A 16020-nucleotide genomic window follows, 5' to 3' on the forward strand; every position below is an offset into this window, starting at 1 on the left:
TTTTTATGTTTTCATATATTTGGAATATAGGAATTTTCCTAAACTGCTAGCAACAATATGAGCACTTTTCAGAACTTCTGGTATTTTAGAATAGATTTGATATTTTTCTATAATTGATCTTGTGAGACTTATATCGAGCGTGGAATATGTAAAAACATTCCCTTTTTTTGTAGGAATCTGCCGCAGATTGCCTAAAACGTTCAGTATCGCCTTTATTCTCTCCTTGTCACTAGAAAAATGTTTAACGAGAGCTTGCTTAATTATTTCTATCTTAGGCATTTTTGAATAAAAGAAAATCATATTCTCAGAATAGGGTATTATATAATTAAATCCTGCATATATAACACCATCTAAAATGATAATTTCGCCTTTCCTTAGTCTCTTTAGAACAGTTGTAGCATCGTCTCCATCGACAGTAATAAGATCCCAATCGACATCAACCATCTCATAATTGTCAAAAGTGACTACAACTAATGGAGCCATTCCTTTTCTTCCCTTATATGATAGTGGGAAATACCCATCATCAACCCCAGAGATCAGCAAACCTATTATCGCTTTCTGTTAACGTTTTAATTATTATATTTTTATCTACAGCTAAACTAATTTCCTTAGTTTTACCATACCTACCTCTATTTACAACTCTTGCAGTTAACAAGCCTACCATATCTAACTCATTTAAAATGTCGCTTACCCTTCTTTGAGTAATTGCCTCAATACCTAGCTTTTTAGAAATAGATAGATAAGCTTCGTACACATTTCCTGTAGTTAATACCGCATTTTTTTCTTCGAGTAACTTGGCTACAATTGCAGCAAGCACTAATTTAGAGTGAAAGGGTAAGGTTAATATAATATCCCTAACTCTGTCTCGTTCTATTTCATCTTTAGCCATATATACATATTCTTCCTTAACAGTTGAATCTCTTAACCTCTCGGCAATCTCTGCTGAAACTCTTAGAAGATCTAAAGCTCTTCGTGCATCTCCATGCTCTCGTGCTGCCAATGCAGCACATAACCTAATTACACTATCAGATAGAACACCGGGCTTAAGCGCCATTTGAGCTCTTTTTCTTAATATATCTTCCAATTCTTCTGCATTATATGGAGGAAAAACAATTTCTTCCTCACTTAAACTACTTTTAACTCTAGGATCCAACGAATCTACAAATTTCACATCGTTTGTAATTCCTATAAAAGATACCTTACCTTTGCTTATTTCACTATTAATCCTACTTAATCTATATAAGATATCATCATTATACTTTTTTACAAAAGCGTCGATCTCGTCAAGAACTATGACAACTTGCAAACTATATTCTTTTATGGCCTTTACTAAACGCCTATACAATTCGGCTATAGATAATCCAGTAAATGGGACCTTCACACCTAAGGCTTCTAATAAATCAGCCAATACTCTATATGGGGTATCAGTTTGTCTAGTATTAACATATACATACTTAAATTTATTTGGAAATTTCTTATATAGGTTAGATAAGACAAACTTTGAGACAGCAGTCTTTCCAGTGCCAGTCAAACCGTAAATGAAAATGTTATTGGGTCTTTCACCCCTATATAATGGAGCTAAAATTCCGGCAATCTTTCTTATTTGATCCTCTCTATGAGGTAATTCTTCAGGGATATAATCTGGCATTAAATAATCTCTATTTATAAAGATATTCGAAACCTTAAACGATGAAATGACTTCGTCAATTATATCACTCATCTATTGTATTGTTCCTAGTGTTATATTTTTAAAATATAGCCCATTTAACTGGGGAGTAAAATACCCCTTTGTTTCCACTGGAAAACTTAAAAAATAGCTGCAAAATCTCGACCCCTTTCTTTCCTATGGAAAAATAAATGAGATACAATCCTAATAGTCACAACATGATGTTTAAACAATTTGTATAATGTAATTTATATATTAATGAGTTAGCGCACTAAATTAGTTTCCACAAGAAACAAAGGGGTCCGAGAGAAGTGTGTATTAGATTAGGTAAATTTTTAAAGTACGTTATCTTTAATTTTTATTCGAGGGCCGGTAGCTCAGCCTGGAAGAGTGCTCGGTTGGCATCCGAGAGGTCCCGGGTTCAAATCCCGGCCGGTCCACTATTTTAATTTGAGCTGTTTAATTCGTTGTGCATATGAAAACTCTAATATGTAAAACATGTTTTCTCTTATAAAGAGAGTCTTAAAATAATATAATTGAAAATCTCTAGTTATAAGCATTTATTAGACTCAGTATATGAATACTAGCTATTAAACTAATTCTAATATAAATTATTAATCCTTTAAAACGAGAAAGTATAGAGAGTGTCTATAGATCAAATAGATCGGCGTCTTTTATCAAAGGCTAAAAAGATAGCTATCGAAAGAAGGTTTATAAATATAATTCTAAGAGGCAGTATGTTTTCAGTATTCATCTATATTGGGAGTAAGTGTGACTATGTATTAGACTTAAATAATTGTAGCTGTCCAGCATTTCTTTTTAATGTGGTATTAAGGAAAAAGCAAGAGCATTGTTATCATATCCTAGGATTAAAGTATGCTTTAGAAAAAGACAAAATAATAAAAATTGAATTAGCATTGAAGGATTTGTCAGAGATTTTGAGCGACATTTATACTTGTGGAAAATCTTTAAAACTAAGAAAAATAGTGAGCAATTTGGAGAGTTAACTTTGAATGATGTTCAACTAGTGTTTATATCTGGAATATTAATATTAGCTTTTATAATAGTCTATCTAATATTTGTTGAATTTCCAGTAAAGTCTTCAAGTACAAAAGACATTTATACGAAAAAGAAAAAGAGTAAAAATAAATAGTAGTGATTAGAATGGGTGGAAAGAGACGTAAGAGAACAAAAATAATCAGAGTAAAACCTAAATTACCTAAGACATTTGAATGTCCAAGGTGTGGAAAAGTTTCAATTAGTATAAAAAGAAAGGAAAATATCGCTAGAATTTCTTGTGGTAGTTGTGGTCTATATACTGAAGTAGAAGTACCACCAGTATTTGACGAGGCTAATGCCTATGCCAAGTTCATAGACATGTATTTAGATGGGAGATTACAAATAAAAGAGAGAACGAACGAAAATACTGAAGAAGAAAATGAAATTGAAGGGAAAAGTGAAGAAATACCTTATTGACAAAATAAGTAACAATGAGAAATTACATTTTTCTTTATTAGATCCGTATAAAATAAATTCCAAAGACGAACTTAAATTTATAGCTAAAAATCTATATGATGCAGGGACCGATGCGTTTTTAATAGGCGGTACACTAGGTGTTTCAAAAGAAAAGCTAGATTTTGTACTATCATCTCTTGATGATTATGAAATACCTAAAATCATATTCCCTAGTAATATAAACTTATTATCAGAAAAAGCTGATGCATTACTATTTCTATCTCTATTAAACTCTGATGATATATACTATATTATAGGAGCTCAGATAGTTGCTGCGCCAATTATTAAAATGTTACAGCTTGAAGCAATACCTACAGCTTATGTAATAGTTGGCCATGGAGGTACTGCTGCTCATGTAGGTAGAGCTAGAGTAATACCTTACGATAATTTTGAATTAGCTGCAGCTTACACTTTGGCAGCTGAGTATCTGGGTATGAATTTCGTTTATCTCGAAGCAGGATCTGGGGCACCTGAGCCAATAAAACCAGAAATGGTATCATTTATTAAAAAAACAACTAACATTCCATTGATTATAGGAGGTGGAATTAGGAGTACAGAAATCGCAATAAAATTGGCTGAGTCTGGTGCTGATATAATTGTAACTGGTAACATTATTGAGAGCGATGTTGAAAAGGCAATAAAAATAATAAGGGGAATAAAGAATACAAAGTATAAGGGGATTTAAGAGTATGCCTGCTCCTAAGAAGAAAAAAGAGACAGTTCCCCTTCTTTCAATGGCTGGATTAATAAGATATTATGAAGAAGAGAATGAGAAGATTAAAGTAAGTCCAAAAATAGTAATAGGCGCTAGCTTAGCACTAACAATTGCGGTTATAGTGATTACAAAAATATTTTAAATGTATAGTTAAAAATGGTATGGGGGCCTCTAGAGGGGGTAACGGGATTATAGCCTGAGGAAACTCCGGCCTCCCACCCTTACAAGAACCCCGATAAGGGGTGGGGAGAGAATCCCCGGCAACTGCACAGAAACGAAAGCCCTAACTCTAGATAGATGATAGGATCTACTAACAGGTAACTGTTAGTAGTACAGGATAAATGAAAGAGTTAGGGCGTGAAACGGCAGTCCTCTTGGGAGCAAGTTAAAGGGGAATGAGCCAAGGGTCAACCCCTTACAGTACGCTTAGTCGAATCCCCCAAAACAGAAGCCGGGTTATGCTAGGGGCCCCCCAAATATCCTGCTAGAAATTCTTCTTCTACTTCTAAGATTTCTCTCTCACTCTTTTTGTAATACGCTTCTAGAAGATTTTCATTTAGCTTGTAGAAAGTCGGACCCCATTTTACTAATGATAGCAACTTTAATCCAAGTTCTTTCTCACCTATAATAATCAGACTCGCGGCAACTGCTTCTAGCGAGGATAGTTTGAAAGGTTTTGCGTAGTTGATAGGGTTGCCTGCTAATAAAAATGGTAGTCTTCTACTTAGAGAATTTTCGTATTTTTTGAAGAATTTTTCATCGGATTTGTTCCATGAACTATCTAATACTGTTAGTCCTCTTTTTTGTATTATCTCTCTATCTTCATACGATAATGTTTTATTGGAAATTGGATTCAATAAGATTCCTTTTGGCGTCCTTACTCGTATGGCGAATCCCTTTCTGATCATTCTTTTTGCTGTACACTTTTTTGGATCGTCTTGTTCAAATTCAATCACAAAAATTTGCATTAATTGTCGCAAAGTTCTTATATCTTTATAAAATTAAAAGTCTGTGGATAAAAGTGGCTAGTGCGATAGTCCTTATAAATACAGATGCTGGTGGAGAGGAAGAAGTATTTGAAAAGTTAAAAAACATGAATGAAGTAGTGGAAGCATATGTAGTTTATGGAGTTTATGATATTGTAATAAAAGTAGAGACTGAAAATATGGATAAGCTTAAGAACTTCATTAGCAATTCTATCAGAAAAATACCAAAAGTGAGATCTACGCTAACTATGATAATTATGGAGGGAAAAAGTGTAATAAAGAAATGAGATATATAATAGGTATTGATGATCACGACTCATATAATCTTGGATGTACAACACATTTTTCTGTAATTTTGCTTTCTAAACTATTAAAGAATCATAATGCAATTTTGTTAGATATGCCATATCTAGTAAGATTAAACCCAAATATACCTTGGAAGACAAGAGGTAATGCGAGCATAAGAATTGAAATTGAATTTAACGGAACTAAGAAAGAACTTGCGGACCTAATTTTTTCATACTCAACTAAATACGTAAAAGAAATTTCCTTTGCGCTGGAACGTGATAGAAAACCTGGCCTAGCAATAATAGAATATAATAACTACGTAAGATCACTTAGTAAATTAAATAGTTTCTATCTTAAAGGGGTTTCAGATGTGATTCCTCTTGATTATGCTAAGAGATTTGCAGAAAAAACTGACATAGAAGTTAGAGGAGATAGAGGAATTATTGGAAGTATTGCAGCGTTAGGAGTGTATGGAGCTTATACTTACGAATTAATAACTTACAGAAAAAGGGAAAATTGGCTTAAGAAAAGGATAATAGACACCGAGTCAGTAAAAAGATTTGATGAAATTACATTTCCTATGACATTTGCCAATTACGATTACGTAAAGGAAAATCCTTTTATAATTCCACATGGTAGCGATCCAATATTATATGGGGTTAGAGGAACTTCTATAGAAGATTTATTGAAAGCCTTACACGAAATAAAAACAAATGAGGATATAGACTTCTTCGCCATATTTAAATCTAATCAAGGCACAAGTATTCATTTTCATAAAACTGGGGAGTTTTTCTATCAAGAAATTAAAAAAGTCATTGAAGTAAGAAGTGTTGAGGTAGGTAAAGGAGGTGATGTATTAATTAGATCTACTAATAATGATATTCTATTTGTTTATAAGGAAACTGGGGAGTTAAATAATGCGGCCAAATTGCTAAAGGCCGGGGATAAGATTCTTGTTTTAGGTGCAATTAAACCATCAACAAAATACGAAAAAATAATAGAACTTGAACAATTTGAAATAATAGAACTAAATGATATAGAATATACTAATCCAAAATGCCCAAAATGTGGCAGTTCAACTGAATCTTTAGGAAGAAATAAGGGATTTAGATGTAAGAAATGTAGATATATTATAAAATCTTCATCTAAGGTTATTAAGAGAGTTTCAAGGGATTTATCGCTAGGGGTCTATCAAACTAGGATTTATAGACATTTGACAAAACCTTTATTTTTAGAGCTAAGGTACACAAATAAACAATTTGAAGATGAGATTAAATTTTTAGATTTATTTAGAGCAGAACTGTATAAGATAAATTACGTGTTATAACTTAATTATCCTAGTTTAAATGTAATAATTGGTATTGTCCTTATAGATTATGTGAAGATTTTTACGAAAAATAAAAATGGAATGGGTTAACGTACCCCCATTCTACTTTTTCTCTTCTTATTATCATCTTTCTTGAGCTATAATCTTTAATATGAAATGAAGTAAAAGAAAAATAGTTATTAACAAACAGCTAGTAGAACACACGACTTAATTCTGTGATATTATTCATTATATTTTTAATAAGTCTACTTTTTTCCCTTATTACTCTAGTTTTAAACGTGGAATTTAAGTATATTTATAGTATCTAGTCTTTAACATTATTTTCCCATATTCCCATCATATCATTGTATTCTCATGAGATAGATAAGTACTATTATTTACTTGTGGTAACAAATGCTTTAAGCACTATTTTGATACCCCTCATTCCAATTACTTTACGGGAGTTATAGTATCTAGTCTTTAACAGAATTTCATACTCTCTAATTAGTCCATTACTGACGTTTATGTATAAAGAAATTAGGGGAACATAGAATTGCTTTTGATAGTTGATCTATTCAGTAACATTTTTATTTCTGTATTGATTCTATTTACAAGTATTATATCAGAGTTTCGCTTTTTCTTGTTACTCTACACATTAGTAACTTTAGTGACATTAACGAGCAATATTAAAGCTAAAATGATATACGGGAATAAGTATATAACGAACCTAGATCAGTTGTAATAAAGGAGAAGTAATTCTTTCTTACATAATAGTTTATCTAATTAAATTGGTAACAATTGAAAAATTCTTAGGTAAGTAACGCATTTGAGTGATAGGGGTTTAGGTCTCATTAAATCTTATGGTTAGCTTGAGATATCATTTACTTAAATCTATTAACTCTAGATGTACTGACTACCTTCACAACGTTTTATGTAGTATGCTATAAGAAATCTTCTAGGAAATGCTTTAGGATACCTAGTATTAAAAATAATAAAATTTAATAAAAATGATTACAAAATATGGGCCCGCTGGGATTTGAACCCAGGACCTTCGCCGCGTCAGGGCGACGTCCTAACCAGGCTAGACGACGGGCCCCCAATACTAGGTTACTGTTATTCTCTTTTAAACTTTACCTTCAACTAATTGAGAGTATTTACATAAAAAGAAAGATGCTAAACTTACAGCTCCAATATCTGAGGCATCTTCTAGTATTTTCACGTATTCTCCTAGAGATTGTTCAATTTTATTGAAACCACTTCCCTCTATACCAGAAAATACTACTAGCAATTTACTATACTTTCCTAAATCACTAAAATTAATCAATTTTTCTGAGTTTTGAGATACTAGGACTGTGATTTCTGGTTTCAGTAGATCTATCGCATCTTTTAGCTCTGGTAAAACTAATATTGGTTTATTATATTTAAAGGCTAATTTACTAATTTCTGGAATTCCAGACTGTGCAGCCGTTCCTCCAACTTTAGTTATAACTAAGTATTTCACGTATTTTAGATTAAATGCTAACTTGGAAAAGTCTAATAATCTTTGATTGCTAGTTATATTATGTAGGCCTAAATATAGTTCTTTCATATAATATACCCATAATTTCTTCTGCAATAGCAGTAGATAAGGCTACTGGAACGGACTCTCCAATTTGATTATATTGTTCATCTTTACTACCTAAAAATACGTGATCATCTGGATAACTCATTAATCTGGCTTGTTCTCTAACAGTAAGGAATCTATCGTGAAAGGGATGTATGAATCTAGAGTTGCCTAAAATAGTTGGTGCTAAATCGTCTGGATTAAGTCTTATGTACAGCGGTATATTTCTCCCTTTACTACCCTTGTACATAGTTAAGTATTCACCATATTTTTTTCTAGAAATTCTTAGAATCTTCTTTTCATTAAGTTCACTTATCTCGTTATTAGGAACTTCTATCTTACCATCTAAATCATTTATCGCATCATATACTGTTATTCTTTTATGAACTTTAGTGGGTTGAATTTTAACATTAGAAATGAATACTCTTGTACGTTTTGATGGGTTTCCGTAATCTTCTGCATGTAGTATGTTAAAGAATACATTACTATATCCTGCCTTCTTAAATTCATGTAGTAGTGCTTCTTTTAAGGATTGGGTCTCAATAATTGCAGGTACGTTTTCCATTACGAAAATTTTTGGTTTTATCTCATCTAATATCCGTATGAATTCAAGTGTTAAGCTACCTCTTTCATCTACATATAGTCTACTTAAAGGGTCTTGCATGCGTAATGGATTTGCCGCTGTGTAGGCTTCACAAGGAGGTCCACCAATTATTACATCTACTTCGCCGTTTACGTGCTTTAAGATTTCTCTCCCGCTTATTTCTCTTATATCATCTTCTATCATTAGTGTAGTTGGAAAATTTAAGGAATATGTTCTAGCTGCAGCATGATTTTTATCTACAGCTACTTTAGGTTCTATTCCTAATTTTTTGAATCCTAATGAAAACCCTCCAGCACCAGAAAACAGATCAATGACCTTTATTTCCACCAAATTTAGTCTCCTTTTCTATTTCCTCTTCTATTTGTCTTATTTTTTGCTCTAAGAAAGACCTAATTTTTTCTGAATCATAATATGTGAGTTGTGAACCACACTTTAGACATTTAAATTCATTTTCAAAAGCTTCTTCAAAAGAATATCTGCTATTATCTTGTGGACAAACGAAGAACGTGTTATTTTTTTCATATTCTAATCTGCTTTTTAATTTATCTAGAATTAATCTTTTTCTATTCAAGAGTATCTCGTTAACTTGATCTATATTTGGCCTCCAATAGTATATGAACCAACCGCTATCTTTATCACGTGTTTTTCTGTAGCTCACGAACCCTTGTTCCTCAAGCAAGTTTAGTTTCTTTCTTACGTCATTAACTTTTATATTAAGCTGGTTTGCTATTTCTTCATCTGTCATTTCAGTCCCTTTTTCTAATAGAACTCTAAGAACGTCTATTACGTCATCGCCTAATAGGCTTTTCGCTAAGTTAATAAACAAATCTTCTGCATTAACCATTTCTTATCACCTTTTTACCAGCTTTTTGAGGTATTATCTTTATTTTAGCGTCTCCAAATTCCATATATAGCTCTCGTCCCTTATAAATTCTATCTAAAAAAATTGCAAGCGCAGCTACTTCTGAATGTGGTTGATTACCTATTGCAATGTTGTAGTCAGCATTATGATAATACCAACCTTCGACTTTCTCTGATCCAACAATTAGTAATAAAGGATATTTTATTTTCTCTATTTCGTTCTTAAGATCATCAATATTTATTCCGTACATGGTTAGATGTATTACAGTACCTCCTTTTCTTTTCCATTCTTCTACCAATTTTTTACCACTTTTAATTTCTTTTACTATAAAGTATGAGCTACCACCCCAGTTATTTAGGATTTTACGAATAGAATCTACAACTTTTTCATCTTTTCCTTCAATATATATACCTCTAGCTCCAAAAGCTCTAGCTACTAAAGCTACATGTGTAGTTACTCTTTTATCTCTGGCTGGCCTGTGCCCTAGTCTTAAAACGTATATTTCTTTTATCTCAGTTGGGTTACTAGTTGATATATCCTATCCCTTAATAATTCTAGATTTGTTCTCTTTAAAGCTGATATTGGTATAACATCAATTATGGGAGAGTAGAGCTCTTTTGAAATTTCTGTTATTAGGTTTAATTTTTTATATAGATCCCCATCTATCTTATCAATTTTGTTAAGAGTAATTAATAATGGTTTGCCAGAAATCCCAATTTCTCTTAAGATTTCGAAAGATGATCGTAAAGTTTCTATTAATAAGTTTTCCTGAAATGTTGCATCAACGACAAGGATTAAGGCATCAGAATATTTTGCCTCAGATAATGTGACAAAGAAGGCATCAACAATTTGTGGGGGTATTCCTCTGATAAACCCTACGGTATCAATTAGCATTATTTTTTTATTATTTATTGAAATTGCATATCTCTTAGGTGACATTGTTGTAAAGAGTTTTGTATCAACTTTTTGTGACAACCCCGTTAGTGAGTTAAACAATGAGGTTTTACCAGAATTAGTATATCCTACAATTCCTATTGAGGGGATCCCATTTCTTCTATTTATCTCTATATTTTTTTCTTTAAAATTCTTTATACTTTCAAGTTGTTTAGTCAGTTTATTTATTCTTCTATTATAAAATTTTATTATGGACTCTACTCCATACACTCCTGCTCCTAAAGGACCTTGTTGTTCACCTATTTTTGATTTAGTGTAAGTTTCCTTTATTATTGGCAATTCATACTTAAGCCTAGCTAACTCTATTTGCATTTTAGCTTCTTTAGAGCCTGCATGCAAGGCAAATATCTCTAAAAGTAGTAAAATTTTATCTAAGACCTCTTTCCCTTTTAACTCTTTTCTAAGGTTTATAAAGTGTCTAGGCTTTAATTGATCAAACACTATTAATGTACCAATTTCATGGTTATTTTTAATCTCCTGTAATTTATCAAATTGTATATAAAATTTCGGGTTAGGTGATTTTGGTATCTTATAAATTTCGACTAATTTATAATCTGCACCTTCAGCTAACGCTATTGCCTCTTCTTTTAATTCATTAGAGACGAACAGTACTGCAGACCTCACTTCTTTCCCTCTTTTATGTTGACCACATCCCCTAACGTTAATTCAGTATCATCTACCTCTCCTTGGTTTTGTTCATTACTTTCCATTGGGACAACTAATTTAATTCCAAGAATCTTTTCCAATTGTTTAGCTTGAGATAAGGTTGGTTTAAGTTTACCACTTTCAAATCTCTTAATTATGTTTTCCGATACCTTTAACTTCTGTGCTAGCTCTTGTTGTGAAAGTCCTAGTTGTTCTCTAGCTGATTTTATGATTTTATGATAATCTGGCACTATTTCTAAATCACTGCTTTCGATTTTTGGAAGTTTAGGAGAAACTTTCTTAGATATTTCACTTTTTTTCTTATTTTCATTCACTATTATAGCATGCTTTTTTATTTTATTATAACATGAGTTGCACACGGTAATAACTGAGCCTTCATATGACACAGTTATACCTTTGCCATTAATCTGAGCTCCACATAGTTCGCAGTATTCTTTACTATTAGTTTGCATATAAATACCTATTGTTAATACTCGTATTAAACGTTTTTAGTCTATACTAAACAAGTATATATACGGAGATAAGTTGTCTGGAGATTTTGATGCGATAAGAGATTCTGGTTCTTCCGAAGAAACTCAGCTAGTTAGACTGTTGGAGGAGAAGATAAAGTCATTACAAATTGAAATTGAAAATTTAAGAAAAGAACTGAATTATTATAAGGCTGAAATGGAAAAAATGTTAAGTCCTCCTTTGATTGAAGCAGTTGTGCTTGATGTTTTACCAGATGGCAGAGTATTGGTTAGAAGTTCGTCTGGACCTAACTTAATAGTTAATGTTGCAAGCCATATCGATCAAACGTTGATAAAACCTGGTAGGTCGGTTGCATTAAATCAAAGAGGTTCTATCATTTTAGAAGTCTTACCACAGAAAGAAGATCCAATAATAAAATCAATGGAGGTTGTGGAAAAACCAAACGTGCATTACTCTGAGATTGGAGGATTAGAAGAACAAATTATGGAATTGAGGGAAGTTGTAGAACTGCCTTTAAAGAATCCTAAAATATTTAAAGAGATAGGCGTTGAACCACCTAAGGGCGTTTTATTATATGGTCCTCCTGGTACCGGAAAGACTATGTTAGCTAAAGCAGTAGCTACGGAGAGCAACGCTGTATTCATTCATGTAGTTGCCTCAGAGTTTGCACAGAAATTTGTAGGTGAAGGTGCGAGAATAGTTAGAGAACTTTTCGAAATGGCTAAGAGGAAGGCTCCATCAATAATCTTTATAGATGAAATTGATGCAATAGGTGCAAAGAGAATAGATATAGGTACTAGTGGGGAGAGAGAGATTCAAAGAACATTGATGCAACTTTTAGCAGAGCTTGATGGATTTAATCCATTAGATAATGTAAAGATAATAGCTGCAACAAACAGGATAGACATATTAGATCCTGCCTTATTAAGGCCTGGCAGATTTGATAGAGTTATTGAAGTTCCTTTACCCGATTTAAAAGGAAGAATAGAAATATTTAATATTTATCTTAAAAAGATGAAATATTCTGGAGATATAAATCTTGAGCGATTAGCCCAGCTTACAGAAGGTTTTAGTGGTGCTGACATTAAGAATGTATGTGTAGAGGCAGCTTATGTTGCAATTAGAGATGGGAGAAATGCAGTAACAATGGAAGATCTAATCGAAGCCGTAAATAAGATTAACGTTAAAAAGAAGAGAATGGAGAATATACAAGAGAGGCGGGAGAAGTATAGCTAGTTACAGAGAATTTTTAAGTAAACCCAAGGAAGCTAGTTATGAAGAGATTTCACTTTTACGTTTAATAGCTGAGTACCAATTTGATTATAGTGTAGCTCGATGTTTATTCCCTGATGATCATAGTTTTTTCATACAAAGATCATTAAGCACGGGAAAGATTAGAAATATATTAAATAACAATAGAGAGTTATATTTAGTACTAAGAGCACAAGATGTTCTATATTCACTGACTCTAATTAGTGGTAGCGTACTCAAAAGTTGCACGAAATTTCCAGAATATAGAGTAGTTGTACCAAATGACATTGAAGAGTTTATAAAAAATGGTAGAAACGTTTTTGCTAAACACGTGATTGAGGTTGATAGACGAATAAGGGCAGGAGACGAGGTATTAGTTGTAAATGAAAATGATAAGTTAATAGCAATAGGTAAAGCTAAATTATCTGGAGAAGAAATGATGGAGTATAAAAGAGGTATGGCAGTTCACGTGAAGAGAGGTGTATTAGATGAGTAATGTTAAAATAATAATAAAGAAAGATTTAAGCAATTTACAAGGCGCTACATTTATAACAGGATTTAGGACAATTGGAGAAGTAGGCTATTTAGCAACTAGGCATCTGGCGTTAAAGAGAAATATGGAAAGAATAGGATATGTTGTAACCAAATATTATAGAGATGTCACATTTCTTGATGAATATGGACTTGCAACACCTTTTGATATTTTCTATGATAAGGAAAAACATTTAATTCTTTTACTTAACCATATCCTACCATTCCAACGTGAATGGAACGATTTTGCTAATGCAGTAATTAAATGGGTCAAGGGAGTATCCGTGAATAACGTACTTTTAATAGGTGCATTGGATAAAAGATATAAAGTAGGTAATGAAAATTTAAAGTGGTTAAAAACGTCAAAATGTAATATGAATTTAGATTATCCTCAGTTAGATAAACAATTATTAATGGTAGGACCACTGGCACTATTTACTTTGCATGCAGAGATCGAAGATTTACCAGCTTTGGTATTATTACCTTATGCAGATCGTGAAAGAACAGATCCAGTAGCAGCTGCGACTGCAATAGAGGTTCTAAATAAGATATTAAATTTAAGCGTAAGTGTAAATGAGCTGTACGAAGAGGCAAAAAGAATTGAAGAGGATTTGCAAAAACAAATGGAGTTATTACAGAGGGAATTATCAAGAGGAGGCACTGATAGAGTTTATATGTAGATTTAGTTTTTCACAATTAACTAATTCTACTTTTTGATAATTGTTCCTACGTATAAATTCTAATATTTTATTTTTTATATCAGTTATTATATCTTCATCTATTTCTTTTGGTGCTTCAAACTGTGATAGTGGGTAAGATTCTGCTAATTCTAATGGTATTAGACCAAAAAATGGAACCGCTAGAAATACATCACCCTTATCACTATTAGCTAGACTATCTTTAATCTTCTGTTTATAATCGTAAATTGTCTCGCTTACTATTCTATCATAACAATATATCGTAATTTTTTCATTCTTTTTAGTATATCTAGTTAAGAATTTAGAATATCTCAAGATTTCTGGTCTATATAAGGAGTTAACGTCATATAAGAATATTCCTTTTGCATCACCTCTTATTCTAGGATCATATTTTTCTAAATATTCACTATATTTAAGCAACCTTTTGAATGCAGTATATACTGCGGGATGTGAATAAGCTTTCTCTTGAAGATACTCAAAAAGCCTTCCTTCTTTTATTGCTTGCTTTGTAGCCTTTATTTCTTCTGAAATAGTATAAAGGTTATGTATTGCTAATAATCTAGTTCTAGTCTTTTTATCTAATTCGAGCAAATCCTTTGGAGTGTGTTTAGAACATACTGGACAAGAACAAGGGAAGTATTCTAGGTCTTCTAATTTATATACGCGTGATCTAGTTATGTATCTATTATCTCTTGCATATATTATGTATGAAGCTGAATCAAAGCTATCAACTCCTAATGCTACCGCAAATGGGATGATATGTGGTAGTCCTCCTCCAAATAGATGGAAGGGAATTCCTCTTTTTATATTAGACTTTGCAGTGTATATCATATCAACTACTATATCATACATGTAGTGCTCTAAAAGTACTGTTGGGCTTCCAAGTGCTGCCATATTATATATTTCTTCAAAATTTATTAGTTCTTTCGCTGAAAATTTAATAAGATCTAAGAACCTTCCTCCTTGTATAGGGTATACCCAAATCATGTCGTTATTATTGGAATTTTTTGTAATTATATCGGAAGCCTCTTTTGCTCGCCTTAAGGTCTCGTATACTGTTTCTCTAGCGTTATCATAATTGTCTATATTTCCTGTAGGTAAATCCAATATAACAGCTATATCTGGTTTTATTTTAAGTTGATACTTTACGATTTCCTCATTAGATATTCCTATGTCTCCATATTCTAGAATTTGGTACGCACCAGAGTCAGTCATTATTACCATATCTTCAGAATTTAACTCCGTGTGTATATCATTTTTTACTACGTTGTATTTATACAGCATATATGAATTTGTAATAAAATTCTTAAATCCAACATTTTTTATTTCGTTTATTGTAATCTCATCCTTAAATACGTTAACCACTGGAAAGAATACTGGTGTTTCTATGTTGCCATGTTTTGTTCTTAATATTCCTATTCTTGCTGCTAAATCCTCGTATTTAACTTCAAATATCGTCATAAGCCTAATTCCTTTTTCTTTTTGTTTATATAATCGTTGTATAAATCATAAATTCTTTGGGCCATAGGACCACTTCCTTCTACACCGTTTTGTGATACTTTAATTCTTTCTAAGATTGTTACTATTCCGGTTTCTTCATATACCTTTATATCAGCTGATCTCAAATTTAGTGATCTTTCAACTAATTCTGCAAACTCTCTTGGCTCGAATAGGGGTGGATTCTTTATTATGATCTCGGAGATTATATTCCCATTTATCATTAATTTATAGAAAGTGTTATTGTTTTCATCTTTTACATTTGTCAAGCTTATAATAAATGGCGAAAGCTCATATGCGTAAAGTTGACCAGTATATGTTTTACCGTTAGTTGTCTTTATCACTATCGTTTTATCTATTAAGTTATTTAATTCACTCGCTATTCTTCTTCCACTACTCATACTATA

20 protein-coding genes, 2 tRNA genes and 1 other RNA gene are annotated in these 16020 nt (G+C 32.2%); 11 read left to right on the plus strand and 12 right to left on the minus strand.

The genetic code is table 11. The features are described 5' to 3' along the window. Positions 1-3 precede the first annotated feature (3 nt). Both V6M85_RS11045 and V6M85_RS11050 read right to left on the minus strand, forming a co-directional pair. Positions 4-543 carry a DUF99 family protein gene (locus tag V6M85_RS11045; RefSeq protein ID WP_338599987.1) on the minus strand — a complete coding sequence of 180 codons (540 nt, stop codon included), beginning with the start codon at positions 541-543 and terminating at the stop codon, positions 4-6. Continuing rightward, positions 524-1720 (minus strand): orc1/cdc6 family replication initiation protein, encoded by a 1197-nt coding sequence (locus V6M85_RS11050; protein WP_338599989.1) that lies wholly within the window; start codon positions 1718-1720, stop codon positions 524-526. Before V6M85_RS11050 ends, V6M85_RS11045 begins: the two co-directional genes overlap by 20 nt. Positions 1721-2032: 312 nt before the next feature. Here V6M85_RS11050 and V6M85_RS11055 point away from each other — a divergent pair. The 6 genes from V6M85_RS11055 (at position 2033) to rnpB (ending at position 4368) form a co-directional block, all read left to right on the plus strand. Beyond that, positions 2033-2106, plus strand: a tRNA-Ala gene (locus tag V6M85_RS11055). Positions 2107-2310: 204 nt separating this feature from the next. After that, entirely contained in the window at positions 2311-2673 is a 363-nt protein-coding gene (locus V6M85_RS11060; protein WP_338599992.1) for a hypothetical protein, read from the plus strand. Between the two features lie 157 nt (positions 2674-2830). Further along, entirely contained in the window at positions 2831-3142 is a 312-nt protein-coding gene (locus tag V6M85_RS11065; protein ID WP_338599995.1) for a transcription elongation factor, read from the plus strand. Next, on the plus strand, positions 3105-3866 hold the full coding sequence (locus V6M85_RS11070) for a geranylgeranylglyceryl/heptaprenylglyceryl phosphate synthase (RefSeq protein WP_338599997.1): 762 nt from the start codon (positions 3105-3107) through the stop codon (positions 3864-3866). Before V6M85_RS11065 ends, V6M85_RS11070 begins: the two co-directional genes overlap by 38 nt. A 4-nt stretch (positions 3867-3870) precedes the next feature. Continuing rightward, the gene (locus tag V6M85_RS11075; RefSeq protein ID WP_338599999.1) at positions 3871-4038 is read left to right on the plus strand and encodes a preprotein translocase subunit Sec61beta; all 168 of its coding nucleotides are present in this window, start codon (positions 3871-3873) and stop codon (positions 4036-4038) included. A 22-nt stretch (positions 4039-4060) separates the two neighbouring features. After that, positions 4061-4368, plus strand: an RNA gene (gene rnpB, locus V6M85_RS11080) — RNase P RNA component. On the opposite strand, the gene V6M85_RS11085 is transcribed toward rnpB, so the two are convergent. Then, positions 4358-4864 carry a DUF367 family protein gene (locus V6M85_RS11085; protein ID WP_338600001.1) on the minus strand — a complete coding sequence of 169 codons (507 nt, stop codon included), beginning with the start codon at positions 4862-4864 and terminating at the stop codon, positions 4358-4360. The two genes, rnpB and V6M85_RS11085, sit on opposite strands and share 11 nt — an antisense overlap. Positions 4865-4917: 53 nt before the next feature. On the opposite strand from V6M85_RS11085, the gene V6M85_RS11090 reads away from it, so the two are divergent. Next, positions 4918-5169, plus strand: a complete 252-nt coding sequence (locus tag V6M85_RS11090) for an Lrp/AsnC ligand binding domain-containing protein (protein WP_338600003.1) — start codon at positions 4918-4920, stop codon at positions 5167-5169. Further along, positions 5166-6497 (plus strand): tRNA(Ile)(2)-agmatinylcytidine synthase, encoded by a 1332-nt coding sequence (locus V6M85_RS11095; RefSeq protein WP_338600006.1) that lies wholly within the window; start codon positions 5166-5168, stop codon positions 6495-6497. Before V6M85_RS11090 ends, V6M85_RS11095 begins: the two co-directional genes overlap by 4 nt. A gap of 1000 nt (positions 6498-7497) precedes the next feature. Here the strand turns inward: V6M85_RS11095 and V6M85_RS11100 are convergent. The 7 genes from V6M85_RS11100 to V6M85_RS11130 form a co-directional block, all read right to left on the minus strand. Beyond that, a tRNA-Val gene (locus V6M85_RS11100) sits at positions 7498-7572 on the minus strand. 27 nt (positions 7573-7599) lie between these two features. Further along, positions 7600-8064 carry a RecB-family nuclease gene (locus tag V6M85_RS11105; RefSeq protein WP_338600009.1) on the minus strand — a complete coding sequence of 155 codons (465 nt, stop codon included), beginning with the start codon at positions 8062-8064 and terminating at the stop codon, positions 7600-7602. Beyond that, a complete protein-coding gene (locus V6M85_RS11110; RefSeq protein ID WP_338600012.1) occupies positions 8036-9013 on the minus strand; it encodes a DNA cytosine methyltransferase in 978 nt (325 codons plus the stop codon). The genes V6M85_RS11105 and V6M85_RS11110 overlap by 29 nt, the downstream gene beginning before the upstream one ends. Continuing rightward, a complete protein-coding gene (locus tag V6M85_RS11115) occupies positions 8991-9527 on the minus strand; it encodes a transcription factor (RefSeq protein ID WP_338600015.1) in 537 nt (178 codons plus the stop codon). Before V6M85_RS11115 ends, V6M85_RS11110 begins: the two co-directional genes overlap by 23 nt. After that, the gene (locus V6M85_RS11120; protein ID WP_338604769.1) at positions 9520-10056 is read right to left on the minus strand and encodes a tRNA (cytidine(56)-2'-O)-methyltransferase; all 537 of its coding nucleotides are present in this window, start codon (positions 10054-10056) and stop codon (positions 9520-9522) included. The genes V6M85_RS11115 and V6M85_RS11120 overlap by 8 nt, the downstream gene beginning before the upstream one ends. After that, positions 10053-11123, minus strand: a complete 1071-nt coding sequence (gene hflX, locus V6M85_RS11125) for a GTPase HflX (protein WP_338600018.1) — start codon at positions 11121-11123, stop codon at positions 10053-10055. Before hflX ends, V6M85_RS11120 begins: the two co-directional genes overlap by 4 nt. Continuing rightward, positions 11120-11617, minus strand: coding sequence for a multiprotein bridging factor aMBF1 (locus V6M85_RS11130; RefSeq protein ID WP_338600021.1), 498 nt, complete (start codon positions 11615-11617; stop codon positions 11120-11122). Before V6M85_RS11130 ends, hflX begins: the two co-directional genes overlap by 4 nt. 73 nt (positions 11618-11690) lie before the next feature. Here V6M85_RS11130 and V6M85_RS11135 point away from each other — a divergent pair, with 73 nt between their 5' ends. From V6M85_RS11135 to V6M85_RS11145, 3 genes are all read left to right on the plus strand, one after another. Next, positions 11691-12872, plus strand: coding sequence for a proteasome-activating nucleotidase (locus V6M85_RS11135; RefSeq protein ID WP_338600024.1), 1182 nt, complete (start codon positions 11691-11693; stop codon positions 12870-12872). 64 nt (positions 12873-12936) lie between these two features. Continuing rightward, entirely contained in the window at positions 12937-13383 is a 447-nt protein-coding gene (locus tag V6M85_RS11140) for a PUA domain-containing protein (protein ID WP_338604772.1), read from the plus strand. Next, positions 13376-14098 (plus strand): proteasome assembly chaperone family protein, encoded by a 723-nt coding sequence (locus V6M85_RS11145; RefSeq protein ID WP_338600027.1) that lies wholly within the window; start codon positions 13376-13378, stop codon positions 14096-14098. The genes V6M85_RS11140 and V6M85_RS11145 overlap by 8 nt, the downstream gene beginning before the upstream one ends. Here V6M85_RS11145 and tgtA read toward each other — a convergent pair. Both tgtA and V6M85_RS11155 read right to left on the minus strand, forming a co-directional pair. Beyond that, positions 14066-15577, minus strand: coding sequence for a tRNA guanosine(15) transglycosylase TgtA (tgtA, locus tag V6M85_RS11150; RefSeq protein WP_338600030.1), 1512 nt, complete (start codon positions 15575-15577; stop codon positions 14066-14068). The genes V6M85_RS11145 and tgtA overlap by 33 nt on opposite strands. Further along, complete coding sequence (locus V6M85_RS11155; protein ID WP_338600033.1) at positions 15574-16014, minus strand: Lsm family RNA-binding protein; 441 nt, start codon at positions 16012-16014, stop codon at positions 15574-15576. The genes tgtA and V6M85_RS11155 overlap by 4 nt, the downstream gene beginning before the upstream one ends. Positions 16015-16020 lie beyond the last annotated feature (6 nt).

It is taken from the genome of Sulfolobus tengchongensis, assembly GCF_036967215.1.
In the GTDB taxonomy this organism is placed as follows: Archaea; Thermoproteota; Thermoprotei_A; order Sulfolobales; family Sulfolobaceae; genus Saccharolobus; species Saccharolobus tengchongensis_A.